We start from the raw sequence: 17,921 nt of genomic DNA on the forward strand, positions 1-17,921 counted from the left end.
CTGCGTAAAGAGGATGACTGCACACAGCATCCACCGCAAGACCGACGAAAGGAAATCGACCATGAAACTGACAGTTCTAGCTTTCGCGCTCGCCACCGGCCTGGCAACCACCCCGGCAATGGCCCGGCAACAGCATGACCACGGGGATCAAGCGGCGGCGCAGCAGCAGTCACACGCTGGCCATATGATGCAGGATTCGGCGGCCATGACGGCCCACCGCGAGAAGATGGCTGAAATGCGCGCGCTGATGCAGCAGGCCCACGCGGCGAGCGATCCTGCCGAACGCCAAAGGCTTATGGCCGAACATCGTGCAAAAATGCAGGAACACATGGCGGGCATGATGCAGGGGGACAACGCCGATATGATGGCGGCCTGTCACCAGCACATGATGATGATGCATGACATGATGGAGCAGATGGCGGCTCACGAGAACATGGCGCAAGACGATTAGGAGGCGGTGGCCGGGCTCTCGCTTTGTGCCTGAGCCTGGCCACACTCTTACCAGGGCGCGGTGCAAGGCAGGAGGTCCGACCATCTCGTGAGTAAAATTTGAACCCTCACGCGTCGACGATCGCCGCGCTCTATCACCGCAAGAGATGAAGGTTCGCAGAGCATTACAGACACAATAGGTTGCACGACCATCGCCAAGACCGGAGCCCGTAGAGAATGAAACGAATACAATTCATGGCTATTGTGGCCGCCAGTCTGCTCTGGATAAGTCCGGCCCAGGCCCATGGCGACGAGGAACATGGCGAAGCGGCCAGTGCTGTCGTCTCCGATGCGGCGTCAAAAGATATCCAGGCTGCGCAGGGGCACGGCGACACGGCTGCTGATCATGACGGGGCGAAGGGACAAGATGCAGACGAAGGCGACAAGGGCGTGGTCGGTGTGCTCAAGTCGCTGCATCCCGCCACCGTACACTTTCCGATCGCCTTGTTCTTTATGGCCGCTCTCACCGAGCTATTCGTCATCGCACGGAAGGGCACAGGCCTAGAGTCGGCAGTGCGCGTACTTGTTTATGGCGGTGCCGCCGGGGCGGTCGTGGCGGCCATATTCGGTTGGATCCATACCGGTCTCTGGTTCGGCGGAGATACTGCGATGCAGGTTCATCGCTGGAACGGAATGCTGATCGCGGTTCTCGGTCTGGCGATGGCCTATCTGGCGAGCCGTGCTTCCGCGAGCCGGACCGCGTTTCGCGCCGCAATCTTTGCCATGGCCGCTCTAGTGCTGGTGCAGGGATTTCTGGGCGGCGAGCTTGCGCACGGTGCCAATCATCTTGGTATCTCCTGGCTTTGAAGGATAGAATGATGCGCAGATCAAATCGGAACGCGTTTGTTGCCCCCCTTGCTGCGGCGGCATTGGGGCTAGGGCTCGCTGCCTGTGATCAGACGCAGGACACTTCATCAGAAGCTGAAGCCTTGCCACTGTATACGGCCCCGCCGACCGAGAGCACAGGTGCTGGCGAAGGCGAAAGAGACAACGCAGCCTTTCCCGCTGGAGAGGCCAACACGAACCGGTCGGGTGAAGCTGCGACTGCCGGTAGGCAACCAGACCGACCGGCGAGCACTCCGGTAGTAGCGTCGTCCCCTGCGGCCACTCCCCCGCCGGTGAATGCCCAGCCTAGCAACACACCCGATCCTCATGCGGGCCACTATATGCCATCCATGCCCGACCATGACATGCCCTCGATGTCCGATCAGGCGCATGGATCGTGACCTGGCGTTTCGCCTTCTGATCGGCCCAAAAACGGCCGACGCTCGTTTTACCAGTCACTACGAATAACAAGTCGTCGTTTGCCAAAGGCGCTTTATCTCATCTGTCCGATTTTGGGGGTATTGATGGGGGTATTTGCAAGACGACTCAAAAAGTTTATTAGGTAAATCAGCACGTTATATGCTCTCTATATTTCCCTCCTCCGCTACCAAACAATTCCGAAATTTGCGCTATGCGTGTTGCTGCCATAGTCTTCCTGAGGGTCCGGGGGAGATTGATGATGAATGCTTTCGCGCGATCCTTAGTCCATGCGGCAGCCCTTGCCGCCATGACCTATCCGGCGATCGGAGTTTGGGCGCATGATTCCGTCGACCATGAGCTGGAGGCGGCGCGGGTCGAGAGCATGCAGCAAGCGACCTCGGCCCTCCTTGCGACATTGACAGACGAACAGCGCGCAACCGCGGTGGGTGCGCTGGACGACAACGAGATCAGAACGGGTTGGTCGAACCTGCCGGTGAGTATGGCGCCGAGATCGGGCCTTGTCGTGGCGGACATGTCTTCCGATCAGCGCCGCGCATTGCACGCCATGATGTCTTCGGCGCTTTCGAGTCAGGGCTACCTCAAATCCGCAACGATTATGTGGCACGAGGATGTGCTGCGCGAAATGTTCGACGCGATGCTCGCGGGGATTCCCGATAGCGATCCACGCAAGGCTGAAGGTCTCGCTTTCGCCGACAACTACGACACCGAGAAGTTTTTCGTCACCATCTTCGGCAATCCGGAAAGTGCGGATTGGGGTTGGCTCGTCACAGGTCATCACTTTGCCGCCAATTTTACCGTGAGTGACGGGAAAATCGCGTTCACACCGATGTTCCTGGGCGCCAACCCACAGGTCGTTCAGGAGGGGCGCTACGCCGGCTGGCAGCTATTGCAGCACGAAGCGGACAAGGCGCTCGCCCTGCTGGCGTCGTTGGACGAGCCTCAGCGCGCAAGGACTGTCGTTTCGGCGGAAGTCGCTAGCAATATCTTTGCCGGTCCGGGAAACCAGTCGAGCCACGAGACAGCCTTCGGAATCAGGGCGTCCGAACTCAATGCATTCCAGCGTCGATTACTGGACGGGTTGCTCGACGAATATCTCGGCGACGCGTCCGATGAGGCAGCCAGGCGGCAGCGCGCGGCTATCGAGGCAGACGGCCCGGACGAATTGAGATTTGCATGGTGGGGTGCGACCGATGCGCCACGAGGTCGTTACATGTTCCGCGTTCAGGGACCGTCCGTGCTTATCGACTACGTTCGCGAGCCCTCTCCCGGCGGAGAGTACAATCACGTGCACTCGATCATGCGCGACCCATCGAACGATTATGGCTCCGGCTGGCTCGAGCGCCATTACCAGGAGGCCCATCAGCAATAGGGGCCCGGAGCGCAGCGCGGGGGTGCGAGTCCTCCTCCGCTACCAAACTCCGGTCCTGACGGGTCAACCAAGGCTTTCCATCAGGAATACCTTCCCTGCGAGCGTACTGTCGGTTGCCGAGCGCGCGAGTATGGCGGCGACGTCTCCGCGGGCCGCCTTGCCTCCTGTGTCGACATCATCGCCAAGCTTCATATTGCGGTTGCCGTCTTCATTGGTAAGCGCGACCGGACGGACGACGGTGTATGACAATCCCGATGCAATGAGATGCTCGTCAGCCTCATGCTTTGCCTGCAAGTAATTCGCGAGATCGGAATTCGGGTCAGGGTCGCCTGCGCCGACTGAACTCAGCATCACGAAGTGATCTACGCCATTCCTGGCCGCGATATCGATCAGCTTCTTCGCTCCGTCCCGGTCGATCTTATCGGTCATTTCGTCGCTCGTATCCCCGCCTGATCCGGCAGCGAACACCACTACGTCTGCCCCGGCGCAAATATCATCGGGCAACTCCGTCAGATCGGCCTCCCGCCTGACGACGCCTTCCGGCAATTTCGATGTATCGGAAGAAGACCGGTGCATGGCGATCGGCTGATGACCTGCGTCGAAAAGTTGTTGGGTCAACCGAAGACCCGTGTTGCCGGTGGAGCCTGCGATAAGAATGTTCATTCCGGGTAGCCTGTGTCTTGTATTGGAAGGATGCTCGTGGTCGAGCGTTTCCCATTCAACGCACAGCTAGGCCGATCGTTGCATTCGCCTGGTTGGCCCTTGAATCTAGAAGGCGCGAAGACCGTCGTTGCGGCAGAAGCGGATAGCGATTTTTTTGCTGGACCACGAAACCAGCCAGCGCGGGGGAGAGGGATAAAGTTGCCAACCTCCGGGAAACGGGTGTAGCCAATTCATCAGGGTCGCTGGTGGGAGGCTCTGATGGCACATCAACCGGCGAGAACACGCGTCTACCAGAACCATCATCTGGACTCGACCAGATGGAACTGGCTCGAACCGCGTGAAGACGACATCATCATAGCGACGTCCTACAAGGCCGGGACGACCTTGATGCAGACAATCGTCGCTAATCTCCTTTTTCCTGACGACGATATGCCGGCCCCCGCGTCCGACCTGTCGCCCTGGCTGGATTTTCGGCTCTTCCCCCTCGAACTCGTTCTCGGCCAGCTGGAAGCGCAGCAACACCGACGTTTCATCAAGACGCACACACCTCTCGACGGTCTGCCTTACTTTCCGAAAGCCAGATACATCTGCGTCAGCCGTGATCCGCGCGATGTCTTCATGTCGCTTCTCAACCACTGGGGCAATCATACGGACGGCTTCTACATGGCCGCGAACAGCACCCCGGGAAGAGTGGGTGACGAGTTTCCGCGCTTCACAGGAGATATCAAGGAGATCTGGAGAAACTGGATAAGTCGAAGCTGGTTCGATTGGGAAATCGGCGGCTACCCGTACTGGTCTCACCTCAGCTACGCGCTCACTTTCTGGAACCACCGCGATATGGACAATATCGCCATGGTTCACTTCAACGATCTGCGCGCCGATCTCGAGGGCGAAATGCGGCGCATCGCCGACTATCTCGATATCGACGTACCGGAAGAGAAGTGGCCCGACGTGGTGCGCCGCTGCACCTTCGACGAAGTGAAGAAGAACCCGACCAAGGTGGTGGGCGAGGGCATCTCATTTGCGTTCGAGGGCGGGGCGGACACCTTCATCCACAAGGGCACCAACCGGCGCTGGGTTGGCGTGCTCGATGATGAAGACCTTGCGCTCTACGAGGAATCGATGGCGAAACTGCCACAGGACTTCAGGCAATGGCTGGAGCACGGCAGGCAGGCAGACGCCGCTTCCTAGATCACAATCCGCTGGTCGGAGGGGCACCCCCCCTTCCGTTAGCAAGACGCAAAGCTATGATGGCTTGCGGCCTTTCGGTTTTCGCCCGCCCTTGGCCCCCTTGCGCGGATTGTCCGGCTTGCCGCTTTTCTTACCCTTGGACTTGTCGAATTTCTTGAATGACGGTTTCGCCTTTATGCGCGGTCCGTCAGCATTGCCGTGCCGACGAAGGCTCTTGCGATTGCCCTTTGCTGCGTCGCGCGGGCCGGTCTCGGACAATTCGATCGCGACAGGATCATCGTCCCCGTCTGCGACAGCCGATCGGGCAGCTGCCTTGGCAAACTTGTCCGCCATGGGTCGCGGGATCTGAAAGTAGGTTTCCTCCGGACCGATGCGGATCGCGCCGACTTCGTTGCGGGTGATGTGACCGCGACGGCATATGAGGGGCAGGATCCAGCGAGGATCGGCGTTCTGCCGTCGGCCAAGCTCCATGCGGAACCAGACAGTGTCATCGAATCCGGGCCGATGGCGCTCCTTCTGCGCAGCCCGCTGTGCTTCCGGAGTATTTGCGATGAGGTCTTCCGGCTCAGGCATGGTCGCACGATGCGCTTGCACCAACATGGCGGCGATCTGTGCGGGAGTGCGTTCGGCGAGCAGCCGTTCGGCCAGTTCGGTGTCGCCTTCGTCGACCTCGACGGGTTGCAGCAGCTTTTCCAGCAAGCGTTCGCGGTCCCGCGACTTGATGGCATCGCGATCGGGCGCATCGATCCAGTCCGCGTTGATCTTCGCGTGCCGGAGCATGGATTCGACCCGCCTTCGCCGGGAGAACGGCACGATCAGCACAGCCGTGCCTTTCTTGCCGGCGCGCCCGGTGCGGCCGGAGCGATGCTGCAATGTCTCGGCATCGCGCGGGATCTCGACATGGACGACAAGGCTCAATGTCGGAAGGTCGATCCCGCGGGCGGCCACATCGGTGGCAACACAAACGCGCGCTCTCCGGTCACGCAGGGCCTGCAGCGCCTGGTTGCGTTCCGACTGCGAATGCTCGCCGGACAAGGCGACTACGGCAAAGCCGCGTTCCTGGAGTGTGGCGTGCAAATGCCGCACCTTTTCGCGGGTCGCGCAGAACAGGATCGCGGTTTCCGCTTCGTGATAACGCAGCAGGTTCACGACGGCGTTTTCGATCTCCGGCGGGGACACCGTCACCGCTTGGTAGGAGATATCTCCGTGACCGCGCCCTTCGCTGATGGTCGCAATCCGCAAGGCGTCGTTCTGATAGCGACGCGCCAAGGCCTCGATCGGGCGAGGCATGGTGGCGGAAAACAGCAGGGTTCTGCGCGTTTCGGGCGTTGCATCGAGGATTTCCTCGAGCTCCTCGCGAAAGCCCATGTCGAGCATTTCGTCCGCCTCGTCGAGCACGACGGCCTTCAATCCGGACAAGTCGAGCGCACCCCGCTCCAGGTGGTCGCGAAGCCTGCCCGGCGTGCCGACCACGATGCTCGGCCCCGAGCGCAGCGTCTTGCGCTCCTGCTGGGGGTTCATCCCGCCAACGCAGGTCGCGATGCGCCCTCCCGCCTTGCGGTATAGCCAATCGAGTTCACGACTGACCTGAAGGGCAAGTTCCCGGGTCGGCGCGATCACCAGCGCAAGAGGCCTTTCGACGAACGCGAGGCTGTCCTTATCGCCTAGCAGGTCCGCCGCCATGGCGATGCCGAATGCAATCGTCTTTCCCGACCCGGTTTGCGCCGAGACGACAAGATCCCGTCCGACCGCTTCAGGCTTCATGACTTCGGATTGAACGGGAGTAGCCGAGGCATAGCCGCGCTCGGCAAGGGCAGCCTCGAGGCTGGGGGGAATGGCAGGGAAATTCATTGAAAGGGCCTAATATGAGGAATGTGCGCCAGGTCATGGTGAAGGGCGCTCATGGCTCCTTGCATGAGGAGCGTGCACGCAATCCGCTGGGCGTGTTGGCGCCCCTATAGGAGCAGTAATCGCATTTGGCTTGCGAAATCGACGTGGCGGAAAGGTGCATTCTCCGATCTGCAGAAACGCCCGCATTTTTGAGGCTGGACTATGAAGAGAATTCTGCGACGAACGGCCTCGCGCCATTCGTCCTCACATCCATCCATTTCCAGGGATGGGGCGGCACCCGTGCCGGGGACTCCATGTTGAACCTTTCCAGGAATCGCCATGTCAGAACTTGCCGAAGAAACCTTCCCTGAAATCCGCGAAGCGGTGCGCCGCCTTTGCGCGGATTTTCCGGGAGAATACTGGCAGAAACTCGACCGCGAACGTGCCTATCCGAACGAGTTCGTGACGGCCCTCACCGAGGCAGGGTTTCTCTCCGTCCTGATCCCCGAGGAATACGGCGGTTCGGGCCTCGGTCTTGAAGCGGCCTGTGCCGTGCTCGAAGAAATTCACCGTTCGGGCTGCAACGGCGGTGCCTGTCACGCGCAGATGTACACGATGGGTACTGTGCTCAAATACGGTTCCGAAAAGCAGAAGCAGGAGTATCTGCCCAAGGTCGCGAGTGGCGAGCTGCGCCTGCAGGCCTTCGGCGTGACCGAGCCGACCGCAGGTACTGACACGACCCGTATCTCGACCTTCGCGAAGCGTGATGGCGACGATTACGTCGTCAACGGTCAGAAGATCTGGATCAGCCGCGCCGAACATTCCGACCTGATGGTGCTGCTGTGCCGGACCACCGCGCGCGAGGATGCCGCCAAGCCATCTGCGGGCATGAGCGTGCTGCTGGTCGATATGCGCGAAGCGGTCGGCAACGGCCTCACCATCCGGCCGGTCCGCACCATGCTCAACCACGCGACGACCGAGCTGTTCTTCGATGATCTGCGCGTACCGGCAGAAAACCTGATCGGGGAAGAGGGGCAGGGCTTCAAATATATCCTTTCGGGCATGAACGCCGAGCGTATCCTGATCGCTGCGGAGTGTATCGGAGACGGACGCTTCTTCATCGACCGCGCGTCTGCCTATGCGCGCGAACGCAGCGTATTCGGCAAGCCGATCGGGACGAACCAGGGCGTGCAGTTCCCGATCGCCCGGGCCTATGTCCAGCTATCGGCGGCTGCAGAAATGGTGACCAAGGCTGCGCGCATGTTCGACGAGGGGCACCTTGGCGGGACCGAGGCGAACATGTCCAAGATGCTCGCATCGGAAGCTAGCTGGTATGCGGCCGATATGTGTATCCAGACGCATGGCGGCTTCGGCTTTGCAGAGGAATATGATGTCGAGCGCAAGTTCCGCGAAACGCGGCTCTATCAGGTGGCGCCGATCAGCACGAACCTGATCCTGAGCCACGTCGCAACGCACGCGCTGGACCTGCCGAAGAGCTTCTAGAGCCGGTCCGCCATGGGCGCGGCGGGATGGCTCAGGTGGTGATTCCGACCCGCTCGATACTTGCGTGCAGTGTCAATTGCGCGCACTGATCCCCACCACCCTACGGTGCGCGGATTTGCCCTTAGGGCGGGAGCTGGAATTGAACAGGGACTACCGGAAAGACCTCACATGACCGCCAAGCCGAACCTCAAGATGCGCTCATGGTTGTTTGCCCCGGGCGACAGCGAAAAGAAGATGGCGAAGGCTGCTGATGGGTGCGCCGATATTGTCATTTTCGATCTCGAGGATGCCGTCGCGCCGGAGAAGAAGGCGGAAGCGCGCGGCCTGATCCACGATTTCCTGGGTAGATATTCCGGAGATCGCGCGCGCCTGTGGGTGCGGGTCAATCCGCTCGACGGTCCCTATACGCTGGAGGACCTCGCTGCAGTCATGCCTGCCAAGCCAGGCGGGATCATGCTGCCCAAGGCCTATACCCGTGCCGATATCGAAGCGCTCGATCATTACCTCTCCGCGCTGGAAGTCGCGAACGGGATCGAGCAAGGCTCGACGCCCGTCATCATGCTGCTGACCGAGACAGCCGAAAGCATGTTCCATGCGGGCAATTTCAAGGGCGCGCCGCGTCTCGTCGCCATGACCTGGGGCGCAGAAGATCTTGCCGATGCGCTTGGAGCGAGCAGTAATACGAGGTCCGATGGCGAATATGATTTCACCTTCGAAATGGCGCGCAGCCTGTGCCTGTTGGGCGCATCAACCGCAGGTGTGCCGGCAATCGAGACGATCCAGAGCGATTTTCGCGATCTGGAGAAGCTGAAGCTCAGGGCTGAAATGGTCCGCCGCCAGGGATACCGTGGAATGCTCGCGATCCATCCCGCGCAGGTCGACGTGATTAACGAGGCCTTCACGCCGAGCGCCGAGGAAATCGCCAAGGCGCGGGAAATCGTGGCTCTGTTCGAAGCCAATCCGGGCGCCGGCACGATCGGTCACGAGGGGGGGATGCTCGACCGTCCGCACCTGTCGCGGGCGCTGCAGCTGCTCGCCCAGGTCGAGGGCTAGCGGTCAGACGAGCTCGGCTACGAGGGACAGAACCTCGTCAGCGAGTTCCTTCCGGCAAATGAGCAGATCGGGCATGTAGGTATCGCGCTGGTTGTAGATCAGCGGGCTGCCATCGATCCGGCTTACGTGCAGTCCGTGGGCGAGCGCGACGGCGGCGGGAGCACAGCTGTCCCATTCGTACTGGCCGCCGGAATGGAGGTAGATTTCCGCCTCGCCGCGGACCACGGCCATCGCCTTGGCGCCGGCGCTGCCCATTTCGACCAGTTCGCCGCCAAGGCGTTTGGACACTTCGACAGCCTCTTTCGCAGGGCGCGTTCGGCTGACGACCAGGCGCGGTTTCTCGGCCATTTCCGGCAGAGCCTGAGGGGTGTCGGTTCGCAGCACGCAATCAAGTCCGGGCAGTGCAACCGCCCCTATCGCCGGTTTACCCCCCATGGCGAGGGCCACGTGTACGGCCCAGTCGCTGCGCGCTTCACCATATTCGCGCGTCCCGTCGACCGGATCGATGATCCAGACGCGATCCTTCGCGAGCCGTTCTTCGGTATCCTTGCTTTCTTCCGACAGAAGGCCGTCATCCGGTCGTCGCTGGCGGAGGGCATGGACGAGAAACTGGTTTGCCGTTTCATCGCCCGCGCGCCCCAGCGCCTTGCCCTCGATCAGGCCGGATGAACGCACGTCGAGCAGGATCTTGCCTGCCGCCTCGGCCAGGGCAGCAGCCAGCGCCGCGTCATCGAGACGTTCCTCGTTCATTTCAACGCCCCCAATGAGCGGACGATATGCTGCGCCGCTTCTTGCGGGCTCATTTCCACCGTATTGACCGTGATATCGGGCTTTTCCGGAGCTTCGTAAGGGCTGTCGATCCCCGTGAAGTTCTTCAGCTTGCCTTCGCGCGCCTTTTTGTAGAGGCCCTTTACGTCGCGTTCCTCGGCCACTTCCAGTGGCGTGTCGACGAAGATCTCGACGAACTCGCCTTCGGGCAGCATGTCGCGCACCATCTGGCGCTCCGCCCGGAAGGGGCTGATGAAGGCGGTCAGGACGATCAGCCCGGCGTCCGCCATCAGTTTGGCGACTTCGCCAATGCGGCGGATGTTCTCGATCCGGTCGGCGTCGGTAAAACCAAGATCCTTGTTCAGGCCGTGGCGGATATTGTCTCCGTCGAGCAAGAAGGTGTGGCGGTTCATCAGGTTGAGCGCCTTTTCAACCTCGTTGGCAATTGTCGATTTGCCTGAACCCGAAAGTCCGGTGAACCACAGGACTCGCGGGGTCTGGTTCTTGAGATTGGCGTGATCTTCGCGGCCGATGGAGGTCGGCTGCCAATGGACGTTCTGCGCGCGCCGCAGGCTGAAATGCAGCATCCCAGCGCCGACGGTGCGATTGGTTAGCTTGTCCACGAGGATGAACCCGCCAAGCGACTTGTTCTCGGCATAGGCTTCGAAAACGATCGGCTTGTCGGTCGTCACTTCGGCGACACCGATAGAGTTCAGCTCGAGCGTCTTGGCTGCGAGATGGTCCATCGTGTTGACGTTGATCTCGTACTTCGGCTCGGCCACCGTTGCGGAAACCGTCTGGCTGGCAAGCTTGAGCCAGTAGCCTCGCCCCGGAAGCATGGCGTCATCATCGAGCCACACGATGGTGGCTTCGAACTGGTCCGATGCTTCGGGCGGGTCGTCGGCCGCCGCCAGCACGTTGCCGCGCGAGCAGTCGATCTCGTCCTCGAGGCAGATCGTGATGGACTGGCCGGCCTGCGCTTCTTCGATGTCCTGATCGTAGAGCACCAGCTTGCTCACGGTGCTGGTCTTTCCCGACGGCAATACGCGGACCGGGTCGCCGGGTCGGATCGTGCCCGTCGCGATCAGGCCGGAGAAACCCCGGAAATCGAGGTTGGGCCGGTTGACCCATTGGACCGGCATGCGGAACGGTTTCTCCGCGCTCTGCGTGCTTGCCAGCTCGACTGTTTCGAGATGCGCCACGAGCGGCGGCCCTTCGTACCACGGCGTATTTTCCGAGTTCGCAGTGATGTTGTCGCCCTTGAACCCGGAAATCGGCATGGCGGTGAAGCTCTCGATCCCGATCTCGTCCGCGAACGCCTGATAATCGGCGACGATAGCGTCGTAGGTCGACTGGTCATAGTCGATGAGGTCCATCTTGTTCACGGCAAGCACGATATTGCGGATGCCGAGCTGATGGCACAGGAAGCTATGGCGCCGCGTCTGGACGAGCACGCCCTTGCGCGCGTCGATCAGGATCACGGCGAGGTCCGCGGTGGATGCGCCCGTGACCATATTGCGGGTGTACTGCTCGTGGCCGGGGCAGTCGGCGACGATGAACTTGCGTTTTTCGGTCGCGAAGAAGCGATAGGCGACATCGATCGTGATGCCTTGCTCACGTTCTGCGGCCAGGCCATCGACCAGCAGGGCGAAGTCGATCTCCTGTCCCTGCGTGCCGACCCGTTTGCTGTCGTTTTCCAGCGCGGCAAGCTGGTCTTCGAAGATCATCTTCGAATCGTACAGCAGCCGACCGATGAGCGTGCTCTTGCCATCATCGACGCTGCCACAGGTGATGAACCGCAGCATTGTCTTGTCCTGGTGCTGCGCGAGGTAGGAATCGATATCCTCGGCGATCAGCGCGTCGGTCTTGTAAACCGGCTCGGTGGTAGGAGCGTCAGCCATCAGAAATAGCCCTCCTGCTTCTTCTTCTCCATCGAGGCGTCACCGCCATCCTTGTCGATCACGCGGCCCTGCCGTTCGCTGGTGGTGGTGAGCAGCATTTCCTGAACCACTTCGGAAAGCGTGGATGCGTCGCTTTCCACAGCGCCGGTCAGAGGGAAGCAACCGAGCGTGCGGAAGCGGACGTTGCGCATGGTGATTTCAGGTCTTTTGCCCATGACCTTTTCGAGACGTTCGATATCGTCGGCCATGAACAGGCCGCCATCGTGCACGAAGGTCGGACGCTCGGCGGCGAAATAGAGCGGCACGATCTCGATGTTTTCTGCCATGATGTATTGCCAGATGTCGAGTTCGGTCCAGTTGGACAGCGGGAAGACGCGTATGCTTTCGCCCTTCTTCTTGTTGGCGTTGTAGAGGTTCCAGAGTTCCGGCCGCTGGTTCTTCGGGTCCCAGCCGTGGCTTGCAGTACGGAACGAGAAGATGCGCTCTTTCGCCCGGCTCTTCTCCTCGTCGCGCCGCGCACCGCCGAATGCGGCGTCGAAACCATATTTGTCGAGCGCTTTCTTGAGGCCTTCCGTCTTCCACATGTCGGTGTGCAGCGGACCGTGATCGAAAGGATTGATCCCTCGCTCCTTCGCTTCGGGATTTTGATAGACGAGTAGGTCCATTCCGGCGTCCTGCGCGCTCTTTTCGCGCAGCTCGTACATCGCCTTGAACTTCCAGGTGGTATCCACATGGAGGAGCGGAAAGGGCGGCGGCGAGGGGTAGAATGCCTTTTTCGCGACATGCAGCATGACGGCGCTGTCCTTGCCGATCGAATAGAGCATGACGGGATTCTCGGCTTGGGCAACGACCTCGCGCATGATGTGGATCGCCTCTGCCTCGAGACGTTGAAGGTGTGTCAGGGGAGAGGTCATACCGTGCCTTGTTCGGGTTCTATTCCCGCCATGACCGCTTTCGATCATGATGTAACGGGATTTTATGCTGATCGTTGGGCTAGGGCCTCTAAGCGACGCGGTTGGCCAAGTCACGATTGAAGTAGTTTTCGCCTACGTGGTTTTTCTTGAATTGGCGTGCGCGCGTCGGGACCTCGCACATTGGAGAGGCGCGAGGCGCTTGCACCATGCGACGGCTTCTTGCATCAGGCTGGCGTGCAGACTTTCGCTTTCCATCCCTTCGAAGCGCCTGAGAACGCGCAAGCGATCAGGCATGATCTTCGCGCATTTCTGGCGGAAAACCAGCCGAATGACGAGCCTGTGAGGCGCGCCAATTGCTGGACGACTTTCGATCCCGGATTTTCGCGCGCTCTCGGGCAAGCAGGTTATATCGGGATGCTCTGGCCGAAAGAGTATGGCGGGCATGAGCGCGACCCGCTCGAGCGGTATATCGTGCTGGAGGAATTGCTCGCGGCGGGCGCTCCGGTGGGCGCGCACTGGATTGCGGACCGTCAGACAGGGCCATTGCTCCTGCGCTACGGGACCGAAGAACAGCGTCGGAAATATCTCCCCGGGATGGCGCGCGGCGAGCTTTACGCCTGCATCGGGTTGAGCGAGCCGGGATCGGGGTCGGACCTCGCATCTGTCCGGACCTCTGCCAGGCGCACGGAGGAGGGCTGGCTGATCAACGGGCAGAAGGTGTGGACCACTGGCGCGCACATCAGTCATGTCATGCTCGCGCTCATCCGCAGCGAGGAGGGCAGCGAACGTCAGCAGGGTCTCAGCCAGTTCCTGATCGACCTCGATACGCCCGGCGTCACCGTGCGACCGATCGAGGACATGTTCGGCGGGGCCGATTTCAACGAAGTCTTCTTCGAGGACGTCCTGATCCCGCACGGCGCACTGGTCGGAACCGAAGGCGAAGGCTGGAAACAGGCGACCGCCGAGCTCGCCCTCGAACGCTCCGGCCCCGAACGCTATCTGTCGAGCCATGCGCTCCTGGTCGAGTTGATCGATGCTTGCGGCGACGACGCCGATCCCGCGATCATCGCGACCATCGGTCGCCTGGTCAGCGATATGTGGACGCTGCGCCAGATGTCGATGTCGGTCGCGGCCAAGCTCGCCGCCGGGCATGATCCGACGGTCGAGGCTTCGATCGTCAAAGATTTGGGCAACACTTACGAGCAGGAATTGCCGCAGATGGTGCAGGCTGTCGTCGACCTCCAACTGACCGACGACAGCACGCTCGCGCGCATGCTCACGATGTTGCTGCAGGTATCGCCCAGCTTCTCGCTGAGGGGCGGGACGCGCGAGATACTGCGCGGTATCGTTGCAAGGGGGCTTGGCCTCAGATGAGCGAGAACAGGGAAGCCCTCGTCGAAATGGCGGATGGATTGTTCGCGGACTTGCGCGGCAAGAGCGCCAGTGAATGCGAAGCGCCGCTCGCCGAAGCGGGGTTTGTAACTCTGCTTGTGCCCGAAGAAAATGGCGGTTTCGGTGGAGACTGGGGTGACCTTGCCGCGGTTCTGCGGCTTGCTGGTTTCCATGCGCTTGCCGCGCCCCTTGGTGAGCAGATCGTCGAGGCTGCGCGGGAGCATCACAACGACATTCCGTGCGACAGCGTTACGCTGGCTGCTTTTCTGCGCGTCTGCCAGGCGGCGGGCGCACTCGACGGATCGCTCAAGCTGGCTATCGACCACTGCAGCGAGCGGCAGCAGTTCGGACGTCCGCTGTCCAAATTCCAGGCCGTCCAGCAAAGCATAGCTCTGCTCGCGATGGAGGCGGGCGCGGCCAACTGCGCTGCGCAGGGTGCGGCAGCCGCGCTAGACCGCGGTGACGGGGCTTTCGAGATTGCCTGCGCCAAGCTGCGCGCGAATGAAGCGATGAAGCACGGTTCTGCGCTGGCGCATCAGGTCCATGGGGCGATCGGCTTTACGCGCGACTACCCGCTCCAGCAGCTGACGCGGCGGATGATGGCGTGGCGGAGCGAAGGCGGGAATGACGCCTATTGGAGCACGCGCATCGGGAAACAGGCGCTGGAGTGGGGTGGCACCGGCCTGTGGGACAATCTGACCACGCGGACCGACTGAAACAGGATGCCCGGCCTAACACTTGGGCCGCTCAAACCCTATCTACCTTGCAGCAACGACATTGAGGTGCGAGCAAGGCCGCATGATTCGCGAAAGATTTCTAGACACTCAGGGCATCCACAATTTCCGCGACTACGGCGGATATGCGGTGGAGGGTGGCGGTACAGTCCGGCGCGGCCTGCTTTTCCGATCCGGCCAGCATGTCGAGGCAACGGATGAAGATCTGCGGGCCATCGCAAAGCTCGACATTCACACGGTAATCGACCTGCGCGGCCTCAGCGAACGCGAACGCAATCCCTGCCGCCGCGTGGAAGGGTTCAACGGCGAAGTCATCTTTTACGATGGCGAGACGTCGTCCAGCCCGCCTCATATGGACGTCGATGCAAGTACCACGACAGCCGAGTATGCCCGCCAACGGATGATGGCCGTCTACGAGCGCATGCCGCGCAATCCGGCGATGATCGAGATGTTCGCACGCTATTTCCGCGTGCTCGACGAGCGCGAAGGTGCCAGCCTCGTCCATTGTTTCGCTGGCAAGGACCGCACCGGCGTTGCCGCGACGTTGATGCTGCATGTCCTCGGCGCAAACCGCGATGATCAGATGCACGAGTTCCTCCTGACCAATCAGGCGCCGACGCTCGATGTTCTTCGGCAGCAATCGGTGCCGGGTATAGAGGAACGGCTGGGCCGCAAGCTGGACGAGGACGCCGTTCGCGCGCTGCTCGAAGTGCACGAAGATTATCTCCACACCTATATCCGCGAGATCGAAAGCGAGCATGGATCGCTCGATACGTTCATTTCCGGTGCCTTAGGTGTGGATGACGCAATGCGCGCCCGCTTGCGCGACAAGTTCGTGGCGTGACACAAGCACCAAGGCTTCCCATATAGCGCGCGATAACGCGCACAACGATTTCTGGACGGACGAAAAACATGGCTACCCATCGCACAAAGATGCTCATCATCGGCTCCGGCCCGGCCGGGTATTCGGCCGCGATCTATGGTGCGCGCGCCATGCTCGAACCGATTGTGGTGCAGGGCCTCCAGCCCGGCGGCCAGCTGACGATCACGACCGATGTCGAGAATTATCCCGGCTTCGCGGATGTGATTCAGGGCCCGTGGCTGATGGAGCAAATGCAGAAGCAGGCAGAGCATGTCGGCACGCGGATGATGTGGGACACGATCGTCGAGGTCGATCTCGACAATGGTCCTCCATACCGCGCGATCGGCGACAGCGGCGATGAATATATCGGCGATACGCTGGTGATCTGCACCGGCGCACAAGCCAAGTGGCTCGGCGTGCCCGGCGAACAGGAGCTCGGCGGCAAGGGCGTGTCTGCATGTGCGACCTGTGACGGTTTCTTCTATCGCGGCAAGAAGGTCGCGGTGATCGGCGGCGGCAACACCGCGGTTGAGGAAGCGCTATACCTTACCAACCATTCGGACGATGTGACGCTGATCCACCGCCGCGACGAACTGCGCGCCGAGAAGATCCTGCAGGAACGCCTGTTCAAATCGGACAAGATTTCGACGCTCTGGAACAAGACCGTGGACCGCTTCGAAGCGGGCGAGAACGGCGCGCTGTCGCATCTTGTACTGAAGGACACGCAGACCGGCGAGGAATCGACGCTGGAAGTCGATGGCGCATTCGTCGCCATTGGCCACGCCCCTTCGACCGAGCTGTTCAAGGGCAAGCTGCCGATGGACGGTGGCGGCTATCTGCTGACCGAGCCGGGCTCGCCCAAGACGGAGAAGCCGGGTGTTTTCGCAGCAGGCGACGTCACCGATCACACGTATCGCCAGGCGGTAACCGCCGCCGGGATGGGCTGCATGGCGGCGCTCGACGCGGAGCGCTTCCTTGCGACGATGGATTTCGCCTCGACCATGGATGCGGAAGCCGAAGCAGCGGAATAGGCTGCCCCACGGGAAAAGGTCAGGGCCTCCGGCAATCGCTGGAGGCCCTTTCTTTTTGCCTAGAAGTGTATGTCGAAGACGAATATTGTCGCGTGGAAGATCAGCGCGATAAGGACAAGGCTCGACAAGGCGAACAGCACGAAGCGCACCAGCACCCTGTTGGCGGTTACCTGCACCAGCGAGTGGATGATGCGCAAACCGGCGTACATCCACGCCAGAAGCGCGTTCATCCCATCACCCTGGCCGACAATCGCCAGAACGATCGCGACCGCATAGAACACCGTAGGTTGTTCATGCAGGTGATTGTAATTATGCGCTTTCCACTGAACGCTGTCGGGCAGGATATTGTCCAGATCCTTGCCGGTGCCGCCCTTGAGGTTGGCCGCGTCGATTTCCGGTGACTTGCTCATCGCGGGGATGCGCGTGGCATACATCCAGGCCCACATCACCATCGTCCAGATGGCAAGGACGATAACAGGCTGCAGGATATCCATTCCGATCATGCGATTACTCCGGGGTCGGCAAAGAGGGTGGCCATGACAGCGCGCACCGCCAGGATCAACAGCGCGATGGTCGAAAGCACGAAGATAAGGAAACGAATTCCGACGATGTTGACCAGTGCCTGCCAGAGCGAGTGGATGATCCGAAGGCCCACATAGATCCAGGCCAGCAGAACGTCCGTCGCACCCGCACCCATGATCGCAAGGATGATCACGGTCGGGTAGAAAATCGTCGGTTGCTCCATCAGGTGCGCGTAATTGTGAGACTTCCAGTTTACCTTGTCGGGCAGCACGCCCTCGAGGTCCTGACCGCGCCCGCCCGGGGCCGCGTTTTTGAGGTCCATTCCTGACTTGGCCATCGCGGGAAACCGCGTGCCGGCGGTCCACAACAGCATGATCAGCGACCACACGACGAGCACCGCTGCCGGTGCGAGCATTTGAGCCTGCATGGATTA

Annotated in this window: 17 protein-coding genes; 10 read left to right on the forward strand and 7 right to left on the reverse strand. The window is 61.0% G+C overall.

All coding sequences use genetic code 11. The annotated features are described in order from the left end of the window. Positions 1-61 precede the first annotated feature (61 nt). The 3 genes from CCE89_RS11985 to CCE89_RS11995 all read left to right on the forward strand — a co-directional run bounded on the left by CCE89_RS11985 (position 62) and on the right by CCE89_RS11995 (position 3,124). A complete protein-coding gene (locus CCE89_RS11985; protein WP_232725746.1) occupies positions 62-451 on the forward strand; it encodes a hypothetical protein in 390 nt (129 codons plus the stop codon). Positions 452-666: 215 nt separating this feature from the next. Next, complete coding sequence (locus CCE89_RS11990) at positions 667-1,296, forward strand: DUF2231 domain-containing protein (protein ID WP_040464221.1); 630 nt, start codon at positions 667-669, stop codon at positions 1,294-1,296. 694 nt (positions 1,297-1,990) lie between these two features. After that, positions 1,991-3,124 carry a DUF3500 domain-containing protein gene (locus CCE89_RS11995; protein ID WP_159456652.1) on the forward strand — a complete coding sequence of 378 codons (1,134 nt, stop codon included), beginning with the start codon at positions 1,991-1,993 and terminating at the stop codon, positions 3,122-3,124. A gap of 63 nt (positions 3,125-3,187) precedes the next feature. Here CCE89_RS11995 and CCE89_RS12000 read toward each other — a convergent pair whose 3' ends face one another. Continuing rightward, on the reverse strand, positions 3,188-3,787 hold the full coding sequence (locus CCE89_RS12000; protein WP_086438298.1) for an SDR family oxidoreductase: 600 nt from the start codon (positions 3,785-3,787) through the stop codon (positions 3,188-3,190). 258 nt (positions 3,788-4,045) lie between these two features. Between CCE89_RS12000 and CCE89_RS12005 the strand changes: the two genes are divergently transcribed. After that, entirely contained in the window at positions 4,046-4,978 is a 933-nt protein-coding gene (locus CCE89_RS12005) for a sulfotransferase domain-containing protein (RefSeq protein WP_086438299.1), read from the forward strand. A 54-nt stretch (positions 4,979-5,032) separates the two neighbouring features. Here the strand turns inward: CCE89_RS12005 and CCE89_RS12010 are convergent, their stop codons facing one another. Continuing rightward, positions 5,033-6,829, reverse strand: a complete 1,797-nt coding sequence (locus CCE89_RS12010) for a DEAD/DEAH box helicase (RefSeq protein ID WP_086438300.1) — start codon at positions 6,827-6,829, stop codon at positions 5,033-5,035. A 318-nt stretch (positions 6,830-7,147) separates the two neighbouring features. On the opposite strand from CCE89_RS12010, the gene CCE89_RS12015 reads away from it, so the two are divergent. Beyond that, the gene (locus CCE89_RS12015; protein WP_086438301.1) at positions 7,148-8,311 is read left to right on the forward strand and encodes an acyl-CoA dehydrogenase family protein; all 1,164 of its coding nucleotides are present in this window, start codon (positions 7,148-7,150) and stop codon (positions 8,309-8,311) included. Positions 8,312-8,479: 168 nt separating this feature from the next. Beyond that, positions 8,480-9,364: an HpcH/HpaI aldolase/citrate lyase family protein gene (locus CCE89_RS12020; protein WP_086438302.1), complete on the forward strand. Its 885-nt coding sequence runs from the start codon at positions 8,480-8,482 to the stop codon at positions 9,362-9,364. Between the two features lie 3 nt (positions 9,365-9,367). On the opposite strand, the gene CCE89_RS12025 is transcribed toward CCE89_RS12020, so the two are convergent. Genes CCE89_RS12025 through cysD form a run of 3 tightly spaced genes read right to left on the reverse strand, consistent with a single transcriptional unit; the run spans position 9,368 to position 12,947 of the window. Further along, positions 9,368-10,114: a 3'(2'),5'-bisphosphate nucleotidase CysQ gene (locus tag CCE89_RS12025; RefSeq protein WP_086438303.1), complete on the reverse strand. Its 747-nt coding sequence runs from the start codon at positions 10,112-10,114 to the stop codon at positions 9,368-9,370. After that, on the reverse strand, positions 10,111-12,033 hold the full coding sequence (gene cysN / locus CCE89_RS12030; RefSeq protein ID WP_086438304.1) for a sulfate adenylyltransferase subunit CysN: 1,923 nt from the start codon (positions 12,031-12,033) through the stop codon (positions 10,111-10,113). Before cysN ends, CCE89_RS12025 begins: the two co-directional genes overlap by 4 nt. Continuing rightward, entirely contained in the window at positions 12,033-12,947 is a 915-nt protein-coding gene (gene cysD / locus CCE89_RS12035; protein WP_086438305.1) for a sulfate adenylyltransferase subunit CysD, read from the reverse strand. Before cysD ends, cysN begins: the two co-directional genes overlap by 1 nt. A 234-nt stretch (positions 12,948-13,181) precedes the next feature. On the opposite strand from cysD, the gene CCE89_RS12040 reads away from it, so the two are divergent. The 4 genes from CCE89_RS12040 (at position 13,182) to trxB (ending at position 16,966) form a co-directional block, all read left to right on the forward strand. Then, the gene (locus tag CCE89_RS12040) at positions 13,182-14,321 is read left to right on the forward strand and encodes an acyl-CoA dehydrogenase family protein (protein ID WP_086438800.1); all 1,140 of its coding nucleotides are present in this window, start codon (positions 13,182-13,184) and stop codon (positions 14,319-14,321) included. Then, positions 14,318-15,055 (forward strand): acyl-CoA dehydrogenase family protein, encoded by a 738-nt coding sequence (locus CCE89_RS12045; RefSeq protein ID WP_086438306.1) that lies wholly within the window; start codon positions 14,318-14,320, stop codon positions 15,053-15,055. Before CCE89_RS12040 ends, CCE89_RS12045 begins: the two co-directional genes overlap by 4 nt. Positions 15,056-15,137: 82 nt before the next feature. Then, complete coding sequence (locus tag CCE89_RS12050) at positions 15,138-15,917, forward strand: tyrosine-protein phosphatase (RefSeq protein WP_086438307.1); 780 nt, start codon at positions 15,138-15,140, stop codon at positions 15,915-15,917. Positions 15,918-15,985: 68 nt separating this feature from the next. Further along, positions 15,986-16,966 (forward strand): thioredoxin-disulfide reductase, encoded by a 981-nt coding sequence (gene trxB, locus CCE89_RS12055; RefSeq protein ID WP_086438308.1) that lies wholly within the window; start codon positions 15,986-15,988, stop codon positions 16,964-16,966. 59 nt (positions 16,967-17,025) lie between these two features. On the opposite strand, the gene CCE89_RS12060 is transcribed toward trxB, so the two are convergent. Both CCE89_RS12060 and CCE89_RS12065 read right to left on the reverse strand, forming a co-directional pair. Then, complete coding sequence (locus CCE89_RS12060; RefSeq protein WP_086438309.1) at positions 17,026-17,469, reverse strand: MAPEG family protein; 444 nt, start codon at positions 17,467-17,469, stop codon at positions 17,026-17,028. Next, positions 17,466-17,915, reverse strand: coding sequence for an MAPEG family protein (locus CCE89_RS12065; RefSeq protein ID WP_086438310.1), 450 nt, complete (start codon positions 17,913-17,915; stop codon positions 17,466-17,468). Before CCE89_RS12065 ends, CCE89_RS12060 begins: the two co-directional genes overlap by 4 nt. Between the last annotated feature and the right edge of the window lie 6 nt (positions 17,916-17,921).

The sequence above is a fragment of the Altererythrobacter xiamenensis genome (assembly GCF_900177715.1).
Classification (GTDB): Bacteria; Pseudomonadota; Alphaproteobacteria; order Sphingomonadales; family Sphingomonadaceae; genus Erythrobacter; species Erythrobacter xiamenensis.